Below are 17446 nucleotides of genomic sequence, written 5' to 3'. Positions count from 1 at the left end.
CCGGGGAACGGCGGAACGGGGCTCAGGCGGTCTCTCAGACGGTCTCGACCGGCTTGGCGGTCCGCTCCAGCTCGGCGAAGAGCGAGGGCAGGACCCTGGCGTGCAGGATCGTGCCGTCACCGGTGTGCTCGATGCCCAGCACCTCGCCCTCCTTGTGCGCCCTGGAGATCAGGTCTCCCCGCTGGTACGGCACCAGCAGCCTGACCTCCTGATCGAAACGGGGCATCTCCCGCTCGATCAGCGCCATCAGCTCGTCGATCCCGGCGCCGGTACGGGCCGAGACCACGACGATGGGCCTCTCCTTGGCCTCCAGCTGGGCCAGCACCACGGGGTCGGCGACGTCGGCCTTGTTGACGACGACGATCTCCGGGATGTCGCGGGCGCCCTCGATCTCGGAGACGACCTCCCGCACGGCCGCCAGCTGCGACTCCGGGTCGGGGTGCGAGCCGTCGACCACGTGCAGGATCAGGTCGGCGTCACCGATCTCCTCGAGCGTCGAGCGGAAGGCCTCGACCAGCTGGTGCGGCAGGTGCCGGACGAACCCGACGGTGTCGGCCAGCGTGAACAGCCTGCCGTCCGGCGTGTGCGCCCTGCGGACCGTCGGGTCCAGCGTGGCGAACAGGGCGTCCTCGACCAGCACACCGGCGCTGGTGAGCCGGTTCAGCAGCGAGGACTTGCCCGCGTTGGTGTATCCGGCGATGGCCACCGCGGGCACCTCACGGGACAGTCTCCGCGCTCGCTTGGTCTCTCTGGCGGTGGTCATCTCCGCGATCTGGCGGCGCAGTTTGGCCATCCGCTCGCGGATGCGCCTGCGGTCCAGTTCGATCTTGGTCTCACCGGGGCCTCGGCCGCCGATGCCGACGCCGCCCGCGGCGCGTCCGCCGACCTGGCGGGACAGGTTGCCACCCCAGCCTCGCAGGCGCGGCAGCAGGTAGTTGAGCTGGGCCAGCTCGACCTGTGCCTTGCCCTCGCGGCTCTTGGCGTGCTGGGCGAAGATGTCGAGGATCAGCATGGTCCGGTCGATGACCTTGACCTTGACGACCTCCTCGAGCTGACGGAGCTGGCCGGGGCTCAGCTCTCCGTCGCACACCACGGTGTCGGCTCCGGTCGCCGCGACGATGTCGGCGAGCTCCTGCGCCTTGCCCGAGCCGATGTAGGTGGCGGTGTCGGGCTTCTGGCGGCGCTGGATCAGCCCCTCCAGGACCTCCGACCCGGCGGTCTCGGCCAGGAGCTTCAGCTCCAGGAGGGAGTTCTCGGCGTCGACCGCCGTGCCCGAGGTCCAGACGCCGACCAGGACGACTCGTTCAAGTCGCAGCCGGCGGTACTCGACCTCGGTGACGTCCTCAAGCTCCGTCGAGAGTCCCGCGACCCTGCGCAGTGCCTGGCGCTCTGCCAGGTCCATCTCGCCGATCTCCGGCAGGTCGTCGAATCGGTCGATCTCCAGCGGCTCACGAATGTCTATGTTGTCGCTCCGTTCAGGTGCGTGGTTCGTATGCGTCATCTCCTGGGAGAACGCCCGAACCTCGGTGTCTCTTCCCATGATGGTGCCACGCGGACGGCTGGGTATTCATCCCGTTATCCGGTGTGGCTCACACGGGCAGCACCCTGGCGTCCCCTGCGCCGGTCCGCACCGAGACGTCGTTGGGCGAGGCCGGGTCGTCGGTGACCTTGACGACCTCCTCGCCGACCCCGGTGTTCGCCGTGACGTTGTAGCCGCCCTGCGGCAGCCGTACGGTCGCGTCGCCTGTGCCGGTCTCGACCTCCACGCGGCCCGGGACCGCGGCGAACCTGACCCTGACCTCACCCGCCCCGGTGGTCGCGACGAGGCTCTTTCCCCCCAGGCCGTTGCCCTCGATGTCGCCGGCGCCCGCGGTCGCGTTCACCTCGCCGGTCAGTGAGCGCATCGTGATGTCACCCGCGGTCGACTCCAGCGTGACGGCGAGCCCCTTGGGGATGTCGATCCGGTAGTCGACCGAGCAGTTCGAGGAGCCCGGGCAGTCGTAGCGCAGAGTGAGCGTGCCGCCCGCGACGGGGTGCTCGGTCTTCGGGCTGTTCTTGGCGTCCCCGCCCCAGTGGCGGGTCTCGGTCACCCGGACCTCCTGCTGCCCGTTCTCGGAGATCACGATGTCCCCCACCTCCGCGTACGCCTCAAGGGCGGTGACGCCGCCGACGGTGTAGGTGGCGACGGACTGCTTCCGGTCGCCGAAGTCGACGTTCAGCCTGCAGCCGGACAGCAGCAGGACCGCCCCGGCGAGCGCCCCCGCGACGACCAGGTTCTTCCTCTTGGACAGCATCTCCGACCTTCCTCGTTCACCCCTGTTCGGGACGTGTCCAACTCTTCCGGGAGGACGGCCCGCTCTCCATCGGGGAAGCCCCCGACAAGTCCCTCCGGGGACCCCGGTCTTTGCCCCCTGGGTGGCCATCGAGTAGCGTCTATTCCACAATTCAGAAGTATTTTTCCACTCTACGGAAAGGATGCTCATGGACGGCGTTGAGATCCACGGCCCGTCGGCGGACCGGTTCGACGAGATCCTCACGCCGGAGGCGCTGGCCTTCACGGCCGCCCTCCAGCGCGAGTTCGGCGCCAGGCGCCTTGAGCTGCTGCGCGCCCGTCAGGCGCGCCAGGCGGAGCTGTCCGCGGGCGGCACCCTCGACTTCCTGCCGGAGACACGGCACGTGCGCGAGTCCGAGTGGCGGGTCGCCCCGCCCGCGCCCGGTCTTGAGGACCGCAGGGTGGAGATCACCGGTCCCGTCGACCGCAAGATGACGATCAACGCACTGAACTCGGGGGCCAAGGTCTGGCTGGCGGACTTCGAGGACGCCAACGCCCCCACCTGGGAGAACACGGTCAACGGCCAGCTCAACCTGCGTGACGCGCTCGACAGGACCATCGACTTCTCCGCCGGCGGCAAGGACTACGCGCTCAGGCCCGACGAGGAGCTCGCGACGATCGTGGTCCGCCCGCGTGGCTGGCACCTGGAGGAGAAGCACCTCACCCTCGACGGTGAGCCGTTCTCCGGCTCGCTGGTCGACTTCGGTCTGTACTTCTTCCACTCGGCGCGGCGGCAGATCGACAAGGGCAGGGGTCCCTACTTCTACCTGCCGAAGATGGAGTCTCACCAGGAGGCCCGCCTCTGGAACGACGTCTTCGTCAGGGCCCAGGAGCTGCTCGGCATCCCGCGGGGCACGATCCGCGCGACCGTCCTGATCGAGACCTACCCGGCCGCCTTCGAGATGGAGGAGATCCTCTACGAGCTGCGCGAGCACTCCGCGGGGCTCAACGCGGGCCGCTGGGACTACCTGTTCAGCGTGATCAAGAAGTTCCGCACCCGGGGCAGGGAGTTCCTGCTTCCCGAGCGCAACGCGGTGACCATGACCGCCCCCTTCATGCGCTCCTACACCGAGCTGCTCGTGAGCACCTGCCACCGGCGCGGCGCCCACGCCATCGGCGGCATGGCCGCGTTCATCCCCTCCCGTCGGGACCCCGAGGTCAACCGGGTCGCGCTGGAGAAGGTCACCGCGGACAAGACCCGTGAGTCGGGCGACGGGTTCGACGGTTCCTGGGTGGCCCACCCCGACCTGGTCCCGGTCTGCCGCGAGGTCTTCGACTCCGTCCTCGGCGAGCGGCCCAACCAGCTCGACCGGCTGCGCGAGGACGTCTCGGTCTCGGCCGCCGACCTGCTCGCGGTCTCCAAGACGCCGGGTGAGATCACCGAGGCCGGGCTGCGCAACAACGTCGACGTGGCGCTGCGCTATCTCGCGGCCTGGATGGGCGGCCAGGGCGCGGTGGCCATCCACAACCTGATGGAGGACGCGGCGACCGCGGAGATCTCCCGTTCCCAGGTCTGGCAGTGGATCCACAACGACATCCGGCTCGCCGACACCGGCGCCCAGGTGACAAAGGAACTCGTCGAGCGGATCATCGAGGAGGAGCTCGCCGGGATCGCCGCGCAGCCGGGCTACGACGCCGAGCGCTACGCCCAGGCGACCGCCCTGTTCAAGGAGGTCGCCCTCGACGACGACTTCGCCGAGTTCCTGACGCTGCCCGCCTACGCCCGCATGCCCTGAGGCGACCGTGCCCGCGGGGCCCGGGATCGGCGGGCCCCGCAGGGGAAGGGAGGCGCGATGCCGGAGAACGCCCTCGACGAACCGGTCCGGCGGTTCCTGGAGATCCTCGGTCCCGGCTCGGTGATCACCGATCCCGTACGGCTGCGCACCTACGAGTGCGACGGCCTGACCCACCATCGTGCGAGTCCCGGCGTCGTCGTGCTGCCGGAGACCGCCGAGCAGGTCGCGGCCGTGGTGCGGGTCTGCGTCCGCCACGGCGTGCCGTTCGTGGCCAGGGGCGCGGGGACCGGCCTGTCCGGCGGGGCGCTGCCGAGGACGGACGGGGTGCTCGTCGTCACCTCCAGGATGCGGCGGATCCTGTCGATCGACCTGCCGAACCGGCGTGCCGTCGTCGAGCCCGGGGTCACCAACCTGGCGATCACCGAGGCGGTCCGCGACCTGGGTTACTACTACGCTCCCGACCCCTCAAGCCAGCAGGTCTGCTCCATCGGCGGCAACGTCGCGGAGAACTCCGGCGGCGCCCACTGCCTGAAGTACGGCTTCACGGTCAACCACGTGCTCGCCCTGGAGGTCGTCACCCCGGACGGCGACATCGTCGAGCTGTCGAACAACGATCCCGGCTACGACCTGCTGGGCGCCTTCGTCGGCTCGGAGGGCACGCTCGGCGTCACCACCAAGGTCACCGTACGGCTGACGAGGGCCCCGCAGGCCGTGACGACGCTGCTGGCGGCCTTCGACGACGTCGAGGGGGGCGGCCGGGCGGTCTCGGCGATCATCGGCGGCGGCATCCTGCCCGCGGCGATCGAGATGATGGACGCCCTGGCGATCGAGGCCGCGGAGGCGGCGGTCGCCTGCGCCTACCCCGAGGGCGCCGGGGCCGTGCTCATCGTCGAGCTGGACGGCCCCGCCCCCGAGGTCGCGCACCAGTTCGCCGAGGTGCGGCGGATCTGCGAGGAGAACGGCGCCTTCGAGTTGCGCACGGCGGCGGACCCGGCGGAGCGGGCGGCCGTCTGGAAGGGCCGCAAGTCGGCCTTCGCGGCGGTCGGCCGGATCAGCCCGGCCTACATCGTGCAGGACGGGGTGGTGCCCAGGACCGCGCTGCCGGAGGTGCTGGCGGACATCGACCGCATCTCCCGGGAGCACGGCATCCGGGTGGCCAACGTCTTCCACGCCGGGGACGGCAACCTGCATCCGCTGGTGCTGTTCGACGACGGTGAGCCCGGGGCCGCCGAGCGGGCCGAGCTGGTCTCCGGCAGGATTCTCGACCTCTGCGTCGAGCATGGCGGCTCGATCACCGGGGAACACGGAGTAGGCGTCGACAAGTCCCGATATATGACGAAAATGTTCTCTGACGAGGATCTTGCGACCATGCAGCTGGTACGTTGCGCCTTCGACCCGGCGGGCCTGTCGAATCCGGGCAAGATCTTCCCGACCCCACGGCTGTGCGGCGAGGTCCCCGGAGTGCGCAAAGGCGCGCATCCGCTGGTCGAGTCCGGACAGGCGGAGCAGTTCTGATGGCGCCCCCGTTCGAGGCGCTGCGCGGAACGGGCGTGACGGTCCGGCCCGCAGAGCCCGGGGACGCCGTCGCCGGGGTCGTGCCCCGCTGGGTCGCGCTGCCGAGGACCACCGCCGAGGTCTCCACGTTGATGCGGGTCTCCGCCGAGCACGACCTCGCCGTCGTCCCCGCCGGAGACGGTACGAAGCTGGGCTGGGGGAACCCTCCCGAGCGCTGCGACCTGCTGCTCCGCACCGGCCGCCTGACCCTCGACGGTGAGACGACCGTCGAGCACTCCCCAGGCGACCTGGTCGTCAGGGTCTGCGCCGGCCTCCCCCTCGGCGCGCTGGCCTCCTTCCCCGGCGTCGCCCAGGAGCTGGCCCTGGACAACCCGCTCGGCGCGGGAACCGTCGGCGGCACGCTCGCCACCGGCGTCGCAGGCCCCCGAAGGTTCAGGTACGGCACCGCCCGCGACCTGCTGATCGGCGTCACCGTGGTCCTGGCCGACGGCACGGCCGCGACCTCCGGCGGCCGGGTCGTCAAGAACGTCGCGGGCTACGACCTCGGCAAGCTCCTGTGTGGCTCCTACGGCACGCTCGGCGTCGTCACCGAGGCCGTCTTCCGCCTTCACCCGTCCCCGCCAGAGCGCCGCTGGATCACCGTCGGGCTTGGCCGGGAGCCGGACCCGTTCGCGGCCCTCGACGAGCTCGTGGCCGACCTGACCGCCTCGCAGGCCGAACCCTGCGCCGTCGAGGTCGACTGGCCGGGGGACGGGGACGGGCCGCTCGTCACGGCCCTCGTCGAGGGGACGGCGGCCGGAGAACGGGCGACGGCCGTCCTGGAGCTGGCCCGTGGACGTCCGGCGTGGACCGGCGACGGCGCGCCCGGCTGGTGGAACTCCCTGCCCGGTGACCCCGGCGGGGCGCTGTGCGAGCTGCGCCTGCCTCCCGCCGGAGTCGGCCGGGCGCTGCGGGCGGTCACGGCGTGTGAGCCGTCCGCCCGGATCCGGGGCTCGGCCGCCTCGGGGGTCCTGTGGGCCGCTCCACCGCCGGAGGCGCTCCCGGCGTTCGTCCCGGCCGTGCGCGACCGGCTCGGCGTGCTCGGCGGCCGCCTGGTCGTCCTCGCCGCGCCGTACGGACGGGACGAGGGGATCGACAGGTGGGGGCCGACCGGCGCGCTGCCGTTGATGCGGCGGGTCAAGGAACGGTTCGATCCGGACCGGAGGATGTCCCCCGGCCGGTTCGTCGGAGGGATCTGAGATGGACCCTGAGCTGATCGGCGACTGCGTGCACTGCGGGTTCTGCCTGCCGACGTGCCCGACCTACGTGCTGTGGGGCGAGGAGATGGACTCCCCCCGTGGCCGGATCCACCTCATGGGCCAGCACGTGGAGGGCACACCCCTGACCCCGGAGATGGCCGGGCACTTCGACGCCTGCCTCGGGTGCATGGCGTGCGTGACGGCCTGCCCGTCCGGGGTGAGGTACGACCGGCTGATCGAGCAGACCAGGGCCGAGGTGGAGCGGGTCCACCGCAGGCCGCTCCAGGATCGGGCGCTGCGTGCCCTGGTCTTCCGGCTGTTCCCCTACCCCCGGCGGCTGCGGGCGATGCGGCTGCCGTTGCGGCTCACCGAGGGCGCGCGCCGCAGGCTCGCCCCGAGGCTGGGGCGGATCAGCCCGGTCCTGGCCGCGATGGCCGAGCTGGCGCCCCCGGTCCCCGCCCGGGTACGGCTGCCGCACAGGGTCAGGCCGGTCGGGCCGCGCAGGGCCACGGTCGGCATGCTCACCGGTTGCGTCCAGGGCGCCTTCTTCCCCCAGGTCAACGCGGCCACCGCCAGGGTGCTGGCGATGGAGGGCTGCGAGGTGGTGATCCCGCCCGCGCAGGGCTGCTGCGGGGCCCTGTCCCTGCACTCGGGACGGCCGGAACAGGCCGAACGACTCGCGGATCGGACGATGGCGGCCTTCGAGCGCGCGGGGGTGGACACGGTCGTGGTCAACGCCGCGGGCTGTGGATCGACCATGAAGGAGTACGACGACCTGCTCGGGCCGGAACGGGCCGGGGCCGTCAGGGTCGTGGACCTGTCGGAGTACCTCGCCGAGCTCGGCCCCGTGGCCCGGCGGCACCCGCTGCCGCTGACCGTGGCCTACCACGACGCCTGTCATCTGGCGCACGCGCAGGGGATCCGCGCCCAGCCCAGGGCGCTGCTGTCGGCCGTTCCCGGGCTCAGGCTGGTGGAGATCGCCGAATCGTCCATCTGCTGTGGCTCCGCGGGGACCTACAATCTCCTGCAGCCCGAGGCCGCGCGCGACCTCGGCGACCGCAAGGCGGAACGGGTGCTGGCCACCGGCGCCGACCTGCTGGTCTCGGCCAACCCCGGCTGCACCCTGCAGATCACCTCGGCCGTCCGCCGCCGCGGCATGGACCCGATCCCCGTCGCGCACGTCGCCCAGGTGCTTGACGCCTCCCTGCGCGGCCTGGACCGGGCGTGGTGAACGCGGGAACAAGGAACAGGAACGGACCGCATGGACAAAACGGATATGAGCGACGCACGACACGGAACCGCCGCCCCGGTCTCCTCGGGCGGCACCGTGCAGTCGGTCGACCGGGCGCTCGACGTGCTCGAGGCGCTCGCCGAACGGGGCGGGGAGGCCGGGCTCTCGGAGATCGCGGCCGGGACCGGCCTGCCGTACGGGACGATCCACCGGTTGCTGCGCACCCTGCTGGCGCGCGGTTACGTACGTCAGGAGTCCGACCGCCGCTACGCGCTCGGCGGCGCCCTGGTACGGCTCGGCGGGGTCGCCGAGCGCATGGTCGCGACGCTGGCGCAGCCGTACCTCACGAGGATGGTCGAACTGTCCGGTGAGACGGCCAACCTGGCGGTGCTCGAAGGTGACTTCGTCGTCTACGTCGCCCAGGTGCCCTCTCCCCGGAGGCTGCGGATGTTCGCCGAGGTCGGCAGGCGGGTGCTGCCGCACAGCACGGCGGTGGGGAAGGTCCTGATGGCCGACCGCGCCGACGACGAGGTGGCGGCGCTGGTCGGGCGCACCGGCATGCCCAGGCGCACCGCCAACACGGTCGTCGACCTGCCCGGCATGCTGGAGGAGCTGCGGCGGGTGCGTGAGCGGGGCTACGCCGTGGACCTGGGCGAGGAGGAACTCGGCGTGCACTGCCTGGCCGTCGGGGTGCGCGACGGCGCGCGGACGGTCGCCGCGATGTCGATCTCCGGCCCGGCCGGGCGGATCGAGGCGCTCGACCGGGAGGAGCTCGCGGAGGGCATGCGGGGGATCGCCCGCGACTTCGGCGCCGTGCTGGGCGCGTGACCCCGCCGGTTACCGGGTGGGCGGGGTGATGTTGAGGTTGCTGCCCTGGGGAACCGGGACCACGGAGACCTGGCCCTTCTGGATGGCCTGCCAGAGCACGGCGCCCTGGGGTCCCAGGACCTTGACGAGGTCCTTGATGGACTCCATCTCGGTGCGGACCTTCGCGTTGCGCTGCGCCTGGGCGATGTTCTCGGTCTTGGCGGCCTGCTCGTCGGCCAGGGCGTTCACCAGCGCCTCGGGCGGCTCGGGCTTCTGGATGGTCAGGGAGATGTCACCGCACTGGCCGCTGCCGGTGTAGTTGGGGTTGCAGAAGTAGTCGGCTCCGCCCGTCTCCTCGATGAACTGCCTGGCCAGCACGCCGACCCTGGCCTCCCAGGCCTGCTTCACCTTCGGGTCGTTGAACAGCCCCCGCCACTCGAACTCCTGGGAGGCGGCGTCCATCGCGCGGTCGAGCGGCACCCGCATGTACAGGTTGAGCATCCGCCCCCAGCCCTCGGACTGACCGTCCTCGTAGTAGGCGCGGAACTTCAGCCCGATCTTCTCGTGGAAGCGCTGCAGCGTCTTGCACTCGGTGTTGAGGGTGAACGTCGCGACCCCGGACACCGTCATTTCGACGTTGTCCTTGGACACGACGGACAACGGCTTGGACTCGGCGTCCTTGGCCTCGGAGAAGTCGAAGGTCCGCTGTCCGAACGGGTAGGAGTAGGGGGTGTCGCCGGGGCCGAGCAGCGTCGCGCCGCTTGAGGGGTTGATACAACGCTCGAACTTGATCGGCTCGAAGAGACCGCCGGCGTAGTGCAGGACCATCTCGTCGGGCTGGGTGCTCACCCGCGAGCAGCCGCTGAGGATCACCGCGCACACCACCAGCAGGGGCACCGCGATCAGGTAGATCCGCAGCGACCTCCGTTTGCCGACCGGTCCCTTAGCGCTCATCGCCCATCCTTTACATCCGCCTTATATCCATTTGTCAAAGGCGGATCCTATTACCGTCACATCACGAGCGAGCGACGTGACCGGATGCGACCGTGGGCGGCCCGTCAGCAGGAGTTGAGGATCTTCCGCATGGCGTCCTTCTCCGCGGACGTCACCCACAGACCGTACTTGGCCTTCACCTGGATCTGGCGTGAGACATAGGTGCACCGGTAGGCGCCGCGCGGCGGGAGCCAGGTGGCCGCGTCACCGGCGCCCTTCTGACTGTTCAGCGGCCCGTCGACGGCCAGCAGGTTCAGCGGGTCGTTGGCCAGTTCCTTGCGCTTGCCCTCCGGCCACTGCTGCGCGCCCTTCTGCCAGGCGTCGGCCAGCGCGACCACATGGTCGATCTGCACCGCGGAGCTGGTTTTCTGGCCGCGCTCGAACTTGATGGTCTTGCCGCTGTAGGGGTCGTCGAGGACCCCGGTCAGCACGATGCAGTCATGAGTGCCCGACTTGAAGGTCTCGTCCTTCAAGTCGCGCTTGAGGATGTCGTTGCGGGTGTCACAGCCGTTGTGGTCGACGTCGGACCAGGCGGGGCCGAACTCCCCGCGGTCGAAGCCGGTCATCGGGGCACGCCCCTTGACCTGCAGCCTGTCCAGCTCGCCGAGGGACTCGGCGGCGGACTTCCCCTGGACGGCCGACGACCCCCCGCCCGCCTGCCCGGTGAGACCGCATCCCGCCAGAGTGAACGCGACCGCCGCGGCGACCGCTCCCCGACCAAGCGCCGACCGCAGCATGGCACCCCTTATGACGAATTACGACTTCAGCGATGACGAAGCGGCCAACTACCCGCATCCACCGTCATCAATCATAAGGTCACACGCCGTAACCCTCATTACCTGTTTCAGGACGCGATGGTAAGTAACCCCTCAGACGCGGCCGTAGGAGTCCTCAAGCCGCTCGATGTCGTCCTCGTCGAAGTATCCGAAGGCGATCTCCAGGATCCGGGTCGCCTTGCCCGACGAGCTGAGCCGGTGAGTCTGCCCCGCCCTGATGAGCACCCGGTCGCCGACGGCGGGCTCGATCCGCTCACCGTCGATCTCGAACACCGCGCCGGGGTCGAGGGCGACCCAGAGCTCGTCACGGTGCTCGTGCCGCTGCAGGCTGAGCCGCTGCCCCGGCGCCACTTCGATGATCTTCACCGTGGACGTCTCGTTGAGTGTGTACCGTTCGAAAGCACCCCACGGGCGCTCGTCCCGGATCACCGCGCCGAGCCGGTCGATGTCCTGCAAGATGCCTCCATCCACTCACCTGAGTACAGGAACTGTGACATGTCCACGTAACGAGCGCGCATGTTCCATGAAACTGGATGCTTAACTCAGGTGAGACGATTACCTCACGTTACGAGAATTCACGGGGATCGCCGCACTCGCCACGCGGAACCCGCCGCCACGGCCTCGCAGCCCACGGGCAGGCAGTACGCGCCGCCCGGAGGAGACGACTCCGGGCGGCACGGATACGGGCACGGCTACAGGCCGTACTCCTTGACGATGCGCTCGTGCCTCTCGACCTCGACGTCGACGGCCTTGGCGAGGTCGAGCCAGGCCAGCGGATGCACCCAGCGCTCGGTCGCGTCGTCGAGCACCGCGTCGAGCTCGACCGGCGTGACGTCCGGCGGGATCGCGATCCAGCCGAAGACGCCGGGCAGCCGCTCGCCGGAGGTCGGGTGCGCGACCGTGTAGCTGTCGTCGCTGTAGACCCACATCGGCCAGCCGCGCTCGGCCATGACCTCGTTGAACTCGGTCCAGTCGGCCTCGCTCGGAGCGGCGCCGTCGAAGAACCAGCTGCTGTACCCACCCGGGCGGAGCATGCTGACCGCGGCGAACGGCGGGATGAAGCCCTCCTGCTCCTCCTGGCTCTCCGGGATCGGCTCCAGCAGCTGCGGGTCGAAGACGACCAGGTCACCGGCGTTGTAGTCCATGCCGGTCGGCTGCGGGATGGCCAGCCTGGCCGTGGCGGGGCCGGTGCGCAGGCTGATGACCACGCGCTGGCTGCCGTCGGGAGCGGGCAGGACGATGCGCACCAGGCCCATCTCCTCCTCGATCGGCCCCTCCGTCGACTGCAGCGGCATGCCGAGCTTGGTGGTGCCCGCGCGGACGGTCTCCCAGTCTTCGGCGGCCGTGGCCATGGTGATCATCCGCCAGATGTCCTCCGGCTCGATCTCCTCCGAATCGAGCGCGTCACGCAGGATCGCGGCGCCCTTGGCGTTGTCGCCGCTCTGCTGTACGGCGGCGGCCCACAGACGGCTCGCCTCGATGCCCGCGCCCGCGGCGACCGCGGCCTCACCCTCGGCGGCGGCCTGCTCCCAGCGCTCCCGCGCGCGGTACAGACGGCCCAGGGACAGGTGACGCTGAGCCTCGGGGAGCCGCTGCGCCATCTGCTCGAGGCGCTCGTCCTGACGGGCCTCGATCAGCAGGCCGGTGAGGTAGGAGACGTCCTGCTGATCGGCGGTCTCGATGTCGCCCGACTCGACCAGCATGGTCCAGTAGATGTCGGCGCCCCTGGCCGGGTAGCCGAGGAAGCCCAGCGTGGTGGTGTGCCTGCGGGTGGCGGGCAGGTCACGGCCGGAGAGCGGGGCCAGCCAGCCGACCCAGCGCTCGGGGTCGGCGTTGAAGCCGTCGGCCGCGTCGAAGTACTCGACCAGCTCGGCCTCGGGACCCGGCGCCTCCGGCTCCTCGACCGCGTCCGCGGCGGCGCGCAGCGCGGCGATCCGCTCGGCGATGCTCCCGGCGGACTTCAGCTCGCCCACCGCGGACTCGGCGATGTCGGCCAGCTGCCTGGCCTGCCAGACGCTCTGCCTGCTCACCGCCAGGTCCCCGGCGACCAGCGCCAGCTCGACCCGCGTGTGGTAGCCGCCCATCATGGCGAAGTAGTCGATCCACTGCTTGAGCACCCGGCCGAGCTGCCAGGTGTTGGTGATCTTCGCGAATCCGGCGAGCTCACGGATGGCCCGCGCCCACTCGGCCCACACCCGCGGGTGGTCGCCGACCACGTCCAGGTCGGGCAGCGCGTCGACGGACTCCTGCGGCTTGCCGAGCACGGCGAGCACGAGCGAGCGCAGCACGCCCTCACGGTGCTCCTTGGCCACGGGGTCGTCGGGCTTGAACCCGGCCGCCGCGTCGAGCGCGGTGAGCGCGTCCTGGGCGCGTCCCGCGGCCAGGAGGGCGCGGGCGGAGGCGGCGCCGAGCTCCCAGCTCGCCTGCCTGTCGGCGGCTCCGAGCCTGCCGACCGCGGACTCGGCGTAGGTGACCGCCTCCTCGGCGCGGCCCGCGTCCAGCAGAGCCGAGACGTACTGCTCCGCGACGGAGGAGAAGGCCAGCGAGTCCGGCTCGACCCCGAGGGCGCCGAGGGCCGCCAGCCGCTCGTCGGCGTAGCCGGGACCGTCGGTGTTCGCCTGGGTGAGGGCCAGTGCCGTCACGGCCCCGGGCGCTCCGGGACATTCACGGATGTCCTCCCGCTGGGAGAGCTCGACCAGCGTCTCGGCGTCGGCGAGGGCGACGGCCCCCTGGGCGCGGTCGCCGACGCGGCCGATCAGGTGCCAGTAGCGGGCGTAGAACTCCAGCCAGGGCAGTCCCAGGTTCTGCGCCTGCTGTGCGATGGCCGGCGCGAGCACGTCGAGCTGCGCGTACCGGCCCTCCAGCGCCTGCGCGGGCACGTCGCCGATCGCCATGGCCAGGCCGGTGTTCCCGGCTTCGTGCAGTTGCCGCTGGGTGTCGCCCACCCAGGCCCAGATGTCCACGTCCATGGGACGTCAGTCTGCCAGGTCGGCGACCGTGCCCCAAACGACTGCGCCATCCCGATTGGCCATGTGATTCACCCGGTTCGGTGGAGTTCGCCGCGTCGGGCTGTGAGAGCGCTCCCGCGAGCTCACAGGTTCAACTCCCCCGAGGCGACCATCACGGCGGGCCCGGCCAGGTAACTGGTGTCCTCTTCGAGGGTGACGGTCACCGTGCCGCCGAGCACCTCGACCGCCCAGGTGCCCGTGGTCTCCCCCGCCAGCCGGGCCGCGGCGACGGCCGAGGCGACGGCGCCGGTCCCGCAGGAGCGCGTCTCGCCGGAGCCGCGCTCGAAGACCCGCATCACCACGCGGCGCTCCCCGACCGGGTTGAGCAGCTCGATGTTCACCCCCTCGGGGAACACGGCGGGGTCGAAGCCGGGCTGGCGGGACAGGTCGAGCTGGGCGACCGGATCGCCGATGACACATGCCAGGTGGGGGTTGCCCATGTCGACGTGGAGCCCCTCGTAGTGCTTTCCCGAGACGGTCGTCGCGCTCTCGCCGAACGTCTTCGGCCGCCCCATCTCCACGGTCACGTCGCCGGTCTCGGCCAGCCGTACGCGCTTGACGCCTCCCCTGGTCGCGACCCCGAACTCGCCGGCGTCCGCCAGGCACGAGTCGACCAGGTAGCGGGCGAAGACCCGCACACCGTTGCCGCACATCTGCGCGACGCTGCCGTCGGCGTTGCGGTAGTCCATGAACCACTCGGCCCGGCCCGCCTGGTCGGCGACCTCGGGGCTGAGCTTGGTGGGCATCACGTGCAGCACCCCGTCCGCCCCGATCCCCGCGCGCCGGTCGCACACCGCGGCGACGAACGCCGCCGAGAGCTCCAGCTCGCCGTCGAGGTCGGGGATGATCACGAAGTCGTTCTCTGTGCCGTGGCCCTTGACGAATCGCATGTTCCAACTCTATCGGCGCCCTACCGGGGTATCAGCGCGAGCGCCCTGCCCAGCAGGTCGGGCTCCCGCTGGGGCAGCCAGCGCACCCGTGGGTCGCGCCGGAACCACGACTCCTGACGGCGGACGAACCTGCGGGTGGCCCGGATCGTCTCCTGTTTCGCCTGCTCCTCGGTCCACTCGCCGTCCAGGAAGCGCAGAACCTGGGCGTAGCCGAGCGCGCGGCTGGCCGTACGGCCCTCGGCGAGGCCGTGCGCGGCCAGCCGTCCGACCTCCTCGACCAGCCCGGCCTCCCACATCCGCTCGACCCGTACGGCGACCCGCTCGTCGAGGACCTCCCTGGGCACCTCGACCCCCAGCTGGACGCTGTGGTAGATCGCGTCGTAGGAGGGCATGGTGGCCGAGAAAGGTCTCCCGGACAGTTCGATGACCTCGAGCGCGCGGACGATCCTGCGGCCGTTGCCCGGCAGGATCGCCCCGGCGGCCTTCGGGTCGAGTTCGCGGAGCCGTTCGTACAGGGGAGCGGTTCCCACGCGTTCGAGCTCGGCCTCCAGCCTGGCGCGGATGCCGGGGTCGGTGCCGGGGAACTCCAGGTCGTCGAGCGCGGCCCGCACGTAGAGCCCCGACCCCCCGGCCAGGATGGGCACGACCCCCCTGGCCAGCATGTCGTCGATCAGCGGCCTGGCCAGCGACTGGTACTCCGCGACGCTCGCGGTCCTGGTCACCTCCCAGATGTCGAGCAGGTGGTGCGGGACCCCGCGCCGTTCCCCGATGGTCAGTTTGGCCGTCCCGATGTCCATTCCCCGGTAGAACTGCATGGAGTCGGTGTTGATCACCTCACCCCCCAGTTCGAGGGCGAGGTCGACGGCGAGGTCGGACTTGCCCGCGGCGGTGGGACCCACGACGGCGATGACTGGTAGCTGGCGCACGGTGATAAGTGTGTCAACTCCCTGGGTATGCATGGGATGACGATGATTCGTCGCATCGGATCGGGGGATTCACCCATGTCGATCTTCGACAAGGTCAAGAACATGCTCGGCGACCACAGCGCCAAGGCCGAGGAACTCGCCAAGCAGGGCGTGGACCAGGCGGCGCGGATGGCCAAGGAGAAGACGGGCGGCAAGTACGACCAGCACATCGACACCGCGGCCGCCAAGGCGAAGGAGATGGCCGACAGAATCGACGAACCGGACGGCACGCCACGGCCTCCCGGACAGGACGCCTCCCCGGGATACCCGGGCCAGGGCCGCTCCGACGAGGGCAGGATCGACCCACCCGCCGTCTGACGGACTCCAGGCTCGGTGGGCGCGGAGGTGAGAGGGCCTTTCAGTCCCAGTCGAGGGTCGGCTGCAGATAACCCTCAAGGGTGAGCAGCCAGCGCTTGGACTCCACGCCCTCTCCCCCGCTGAACCCGCCGAGCCCGTTTCCGGCGACCACCCGGTGGCAGGGGACGATGATCGGGATGGGGTTGGCCCCCATGATCGACCCGATGGCCCGCGCCGGGACACCCGTGCCGCTGCGCGCGGCCAGCTCGCCGTACGTCACGGCCCTGCCGTAGCCGACCGTCTCGTACAGCGTGCCGAGCACCCTGCGCTGGACGGGTGAGGTCAGCCGCCAGTCGACGGGGACGCGGAAGGTCCGCAGCCTGCCCGCGTAGTACTCGGCGAGCTCGCCGAGCACCGGAGCCGTCCTGTCCTGGTCGTCGGTCTCCGCCAGGCCGAGACCCGCCAGCATGCGCGCCCTGAGGCTCCCGCTACGGTGGGTCCAGCCGACTCCGGCGACCCCGTCCTCGGTGACGGCGGCGAGCATCTCCCCCAAGGGCGTCTGGACCGTCCCGAACGCCACGGTTGCCGCCATGTGTCCCCCTTGTGAGTGCGTCCCCGGCCCCCGTCGACCACGACAGGTAACGGCATTCTTCATGAAAGAGCGCCGCATGGAGCCGTATTCCCCACCGATGATCGCGATCAACAGGCTCTAGCATCGGCTCGTGTCCCATCGTGAACTCGTCGTCCTCGGTACCTCAAGCGCGGTTCCCACCCGGCACCGCAACCACAACGGCTACCTCCTGCGCTGGGACGGCCAGGGCTTCCTGTTCGACCCCGGGGAGGGCACCCAGCGTCAGATGCTGTACGCGGGAGTCGGCTCGCACGACGTCACCTGGATCTGCGTCACGCACTTCCACGGTGACCACTGCCTGGGAGTCCCCGGCATCGTCCAGCGCATCGCCAGGGACGGGGTCGCCCACCGGGTCTCGGCGGTCTTCCCCGCGAGCGGGGAGGTCTACTGGCGGCGCCTGCGTCACGCCACCGCCTTCGCCGACACCTCGGTCATCGCCGAACACCCCGTCTCCGGGGACGAGGCGCGCCTCGACGCGGGACCGGTGACCCTCACCGCCCGCCCGCTGTCCCATCCCGTGGACTCCTACGGCTACCGCCTCGACGAGCCCGACGGCCACCGGATGGTTCCGGAACTGCTGGCCGCGCGAGGTCTTCACGGCCCCGCGATCGGGGAGTTGCAGCGCACGGGCACGGTCGTCGCCCCCGACGGCACGACGGTCGGGCTCGCGGAGTGCTCAAGGCCACGCCCCGGTCAGAGCGCCGCCTTCGTGATGGACACCCGGCTGTGCGACGGGGTGTTCGCCCTCGCGGAGGGGGTCGACCTGCTGGTGATCGAGTCCACGTTCCTCTCCGGGGAGGCCGCGCTCGCCTCCCGTTACGGCCATCTGACCGCGGAGCAGGCCGGCCTGGTGGCCGCCGAGTCCGGGGTGCGCCGTCTCGTCCTGACGCACCTGTCGGAACGCTACGGAGCCGACGACGAGACCCGCTTCCTCGACGAGACCCGGCGTCACTTCGGCGGCGACGTCGTCCTGGCACACGACCTGGAACGGATCGCCGTACCCCACCGCGTCCGCGTCGTGGGCTGA

At 70.8% G+C, this 17446-nt stretch carries 16 protein-coding genes; 7 read left to right on the top strand and 9 right to left on the bottom strand.

What is annotated here, in order from left to right; translation table 11 throughout:
* Positions 1 to 34 precede the first annotated feature (34 nt).
* Both hflX and ACFYY8_RS21570 read right to left on the bottom strand, forming a co-directional pair.
* Entirely contained in the window at positions 35 to 1402 is a 1368-nt protein-coding gene (gene hflX / locus ACFYY8_RS21575) for a GTPase HflX (RefSeq protein ID WP_390043691.1), read from the bottom strand.
* A 187-nt stretch (positions 1403 to 1589) separates the two neighbouring features.
* Positions 1590 to 2294 (bottom strand): DUF4097 family beta strand repeat-containing protein, encoded by a 705-nt coding sequence (locus ACFYY8_RS21570; RefSeq protein WP_390043486.1) that lies wholly within the window; start codon positions 2292 to 2294, stop codon positions 1590 to 1592.
* A gap of 187 nt (positions 2295 to 2481) precedes the next feature.
* On the opposite strand from ACFYY8_RS21570, the gene aceB reads away from it, so the two are divergent.
* From aceB to ACFYY8_RS21545, 5 genes are read left to right on the top strand one after another with little or no spacing between them, the layout of a single operon-like run.
* On the top strand, positions 2482 to 4068 hold the full coding sequence (gene aceB, locus ACFYY8_RS21565; protein WP_390043484.1) for a malate synthase A: 1587 nt from the start codon (positions 2482 to 2484) through the stop codon (positions 4066 to 4068).
* A 57-nt stretch (positions 4069 to 4125) separates the two neighbouring features.
* Entirely contained in the window at positions 4126 to 5583 is a 1458-nt protein-coding gene (locus ACFYY8_RS21560) for an FAD-linked oxidase C-terminal domain-containing protein (protein WP_390043482.1), read from the top strand.
* Complete coding sequence (locus tag ACFYY8_RS21555) at positions 5583 to 6821, top strand: FAD-binding oxidoreductase (protein WP_390043480.1); 1239 nt, start codon at positions 5583 to 5585, stop codon at positions 6819 to 6821. The genes ACFYY8_RS21560 and ACFYY8_RS21555 overlap by 1 nt, the downstream gene beginning before the upstream one ends.
* Before the next feature lies 1 nt (position 6822).
* The gene (locus ACFYY8_RS21550; RefSeq protein WP_390043478.1) at positions 6823 to 8052 is read left to right on the top strand and encodes a (Fe-S)-binding protein; all 1230 of its coding nucleotides are present in this window, start codon (positions 6823 to 6825) and stop codon (positions 8050 to 8052) included.
* A gap of 45 nt (positions 8053 to 8097) precedes the next feature.
* On the top strand, positions 8098 to 8880 hold the full coding sequence (locus ACFYY8_RS21545) for an IclR family transcriptional regulator (RefSeq protein WP_390043476.1): 783 nt from the start codon (positions 8098 to 8100) through the stop codon (positions 8878 to 8880).
* Between the two features lie 9 nt (positions 8881 to 8889).
* Here ACFYY8_RS21545 and ACFYY8_RS21540 read toward each other — a convergent pair whose 3' ends face one another.
* The 6 genes from ACFYY8_RS21540 to miaA all read right to left on the bottom strand — a co-directional run bounded on the left by ACFYY8_RS21540 (position 8890) and on the right by miaA (position 15452).
* Complete coding sequence (locus ACFYY8_RS21540; RefSeq protein WP_390043474.1) at positions 8890 to 9813, bottom strand: hypothetical protein; 924 nt, start codon at positions 9811 to 9813, stop codon at positions 8890 to 8892.
* Between the two features lie 104 nt (positions 9814 to 9917).
* Positions 9918 to 10589, bottom strand: coding sequence for an HNH endonuclease family protein (locus tag ACFYY8_RS21535; protein ID WP_390043472.1), 672 nt, complete (start codon positions 10587 to 10589; stop codon positions 9918 to 9920).
* A 132-nt stretch (positions 10590 to 10721) separates the two neighbouring features.
* A complete protein-coding gene (locus ACFYY8_RS21530) occupies positions 10722 to 11084 on the bottom strand; it encodes a phosphomannose isomerase type II C-terminal cupin domain (protein WP_352008570.1) in 363 nt (120 codons plus the stop codon).
* Between the two features lie 236 nt (positions 11085 to 11320).
* Positions 11321 to 13597, bottom strand: coding sequence for a tetratricopeptide repeat protein (locus ACFYY8_RS21525; protein WP_390043470.1), 2277 nt, complete (start codon positions 13595 to 13597; stop codon positions 11321 to 11323).
* Between the two features lie 122 nt (positions 13598 to 13719).
* Positions 13720 to 14526 (bottom strand): diaminopimelate epimerase, encoded by an 807-nt coding sequence (dapF, locus tag ACFYY8_RS21520; RefSeq protein WP_390043468.1) that lies wholly within the window; start codon positions 14524 to 14526, stop codon positions 13720 to 13722.
* Between the two features lie 20 nt (positions 14527 to 14546).
* Entirely contained in the window at positions 14547 to 15452 is a 906-nt protein-coding gene (gene miaA / locus ACFYY8_RS21515) for a tRNA (adenosine(37)-N6)-dimethylallyltransferase MiaA (protein ID WP_390043466.1), read from the bottom strand.
* A 75-nt stretch (positions 15453 to 15527) separates the two neighbouring features.
* Here miaA and ACFYY8_RS21510 point away from each other — a divergent pair, with 75 nt between their 5' ends.
* Complete coding sequence (locus ACFYY8_RS21510) at positions 15528 to 15809, top strand: antitoxin (RefSeq protein ID WP_390043464.1); 282 nt, start codon at positions 15528 to 15530, stop codon at positions 15807 to 15809.
* A 40-nt stretch (positions 15810 to 15849) separates the two neighbouring features.
* On the opposite strand, the gene ACFYY8_RS21505 is transcribed toward ACFYY8_RS21510, so the two are convergent.
* A complete protein-coding gene (locus ACFYY8_RS21505; RefSeq protein WP_390043462.1) occupies positions 15850 to 16380 on the bottom strand; it encodes a methylated-DNA--[protein]-cysteine S-methyltransferase in 531 nt (176 codons plus the stop codon).
* A gap of 130 nt (positions 16381 to 16510) precedes the next feature.
* Here ACFYY8_RS21505 and ACFYY8_RS21500 point away from each other — a divergent pair, with 130 nt between their 5' ends.
* On the top strand, positions 16511 to 17446 hold the full coding sequence (locus ACFYY8_RS21500) for a ribonuclease Z (RefSeq protein WP_390043460.1): 936 nt from the start codon (positions 16511 to 16513) through the stop codon (positions 17444 to 17446).

Origin of the sequence: Streptosporangium sp. NPDC001559 (genome assembly GCF_042893955.1) — a bacterium.
GTDB lineage: Bacteria > Actinomycetota > Actinomycetes > Streptosporangiales > Streptosporangiaceae > Streptosporangium.
This window is presented reverse-complemented; position numbering and strand designations above follow the sequence as displayed.

Coding starts and splice junctions, on each gene's coding strand:
- ACFYY8_RS21560 (WP_390043482.1), top strand. CDS start 4,126: ATGCCGGAGAACGCCCTCGACGAACCGGTCCGGCGGTTCCTGGAGATC.
- ACFYY8_RS21505 (WP_390043462.1), bottom strand. CDS start 16,380: ATGGCGGCAACCGTGGCGTTCGGGACGGTCCAGACGCCCTTGGGGGAG.
- ACFYY8_RS21545 (WP_390043476.1), top strand. CDS start 8,098: ATGAGCGACGCACGACACGGAACCGCCGCCCCGGTCTCCTCGGGCGGC.
- ACFYY8_RS21550 (WP_390043478.1), top strand. CDS start 6,823: ATGGACCCTGAGCTGATCGGCGACTGCGTGCACTGCGGGTTCTGCCTG.
- ACFYY8_RS21540 (WP_390043474.1), bottom strand. CDS start 9,813: ATGAGCGCTAAGGGACCGGTCGGCAAACGGAGGTCGCTGCGGATCTAC.
- ACFYY8_RS21525 (WP_390043470.1), bottom strand. CDS start 13,597: ATGGACGTGGACATCTGGGCCTGGGTGGGCGACACCCAGCGGCAACTG.
- ACFYY8_RS21535 (WP_390043472.1), bottom strand. CDS start 10,589: ATGCTGCGGTCGGCGCTTGGTCGGGGAGCGGTCGCCGCGGCGGTCGCG.
- hflX (WP_390043691.1), bottom strand. CDS start 1,402: ATGGACCTGGCAGAGCGCCAGGCACTGCGCAGGGTCGCGGGACTCTCG.
- dapF (WP_390043468.1), bottom strand. CDS start 14,526: ATGCGATTCGTCAAGGGCCACGGCACAGAGAACGACTTCGTGATCATC.
- ACFYY8_RS21570 (WP_390043486.1), bottom strand. CDS start 2,294: ATGCTGTCCAAGAGGAAGAACCTGGTCGTCGCGGGGGCGCTCGCCGGG.
- aceB (WP_390043484.1), top strand. CDS start 2,482: ATGGACGGCGTTGAGATCCACGGCCCGTCGGCGGACCGGTTCGACGAG.
- ACFYY8_RS21555 (WP_390043480.1), top strand. CDS start 5,583: ATGGCGCCCCCGTTCGAGGCGCTGCGCGGAACGGGCGTGACGGTCCGG.
- ACFYY8_RS21510 (WP_390043464.1), top strand. CDS start 15,528: ATGTCGATCTTCGACAAGGTCAAGAACATGCTCGGCGACCACAGCGCC.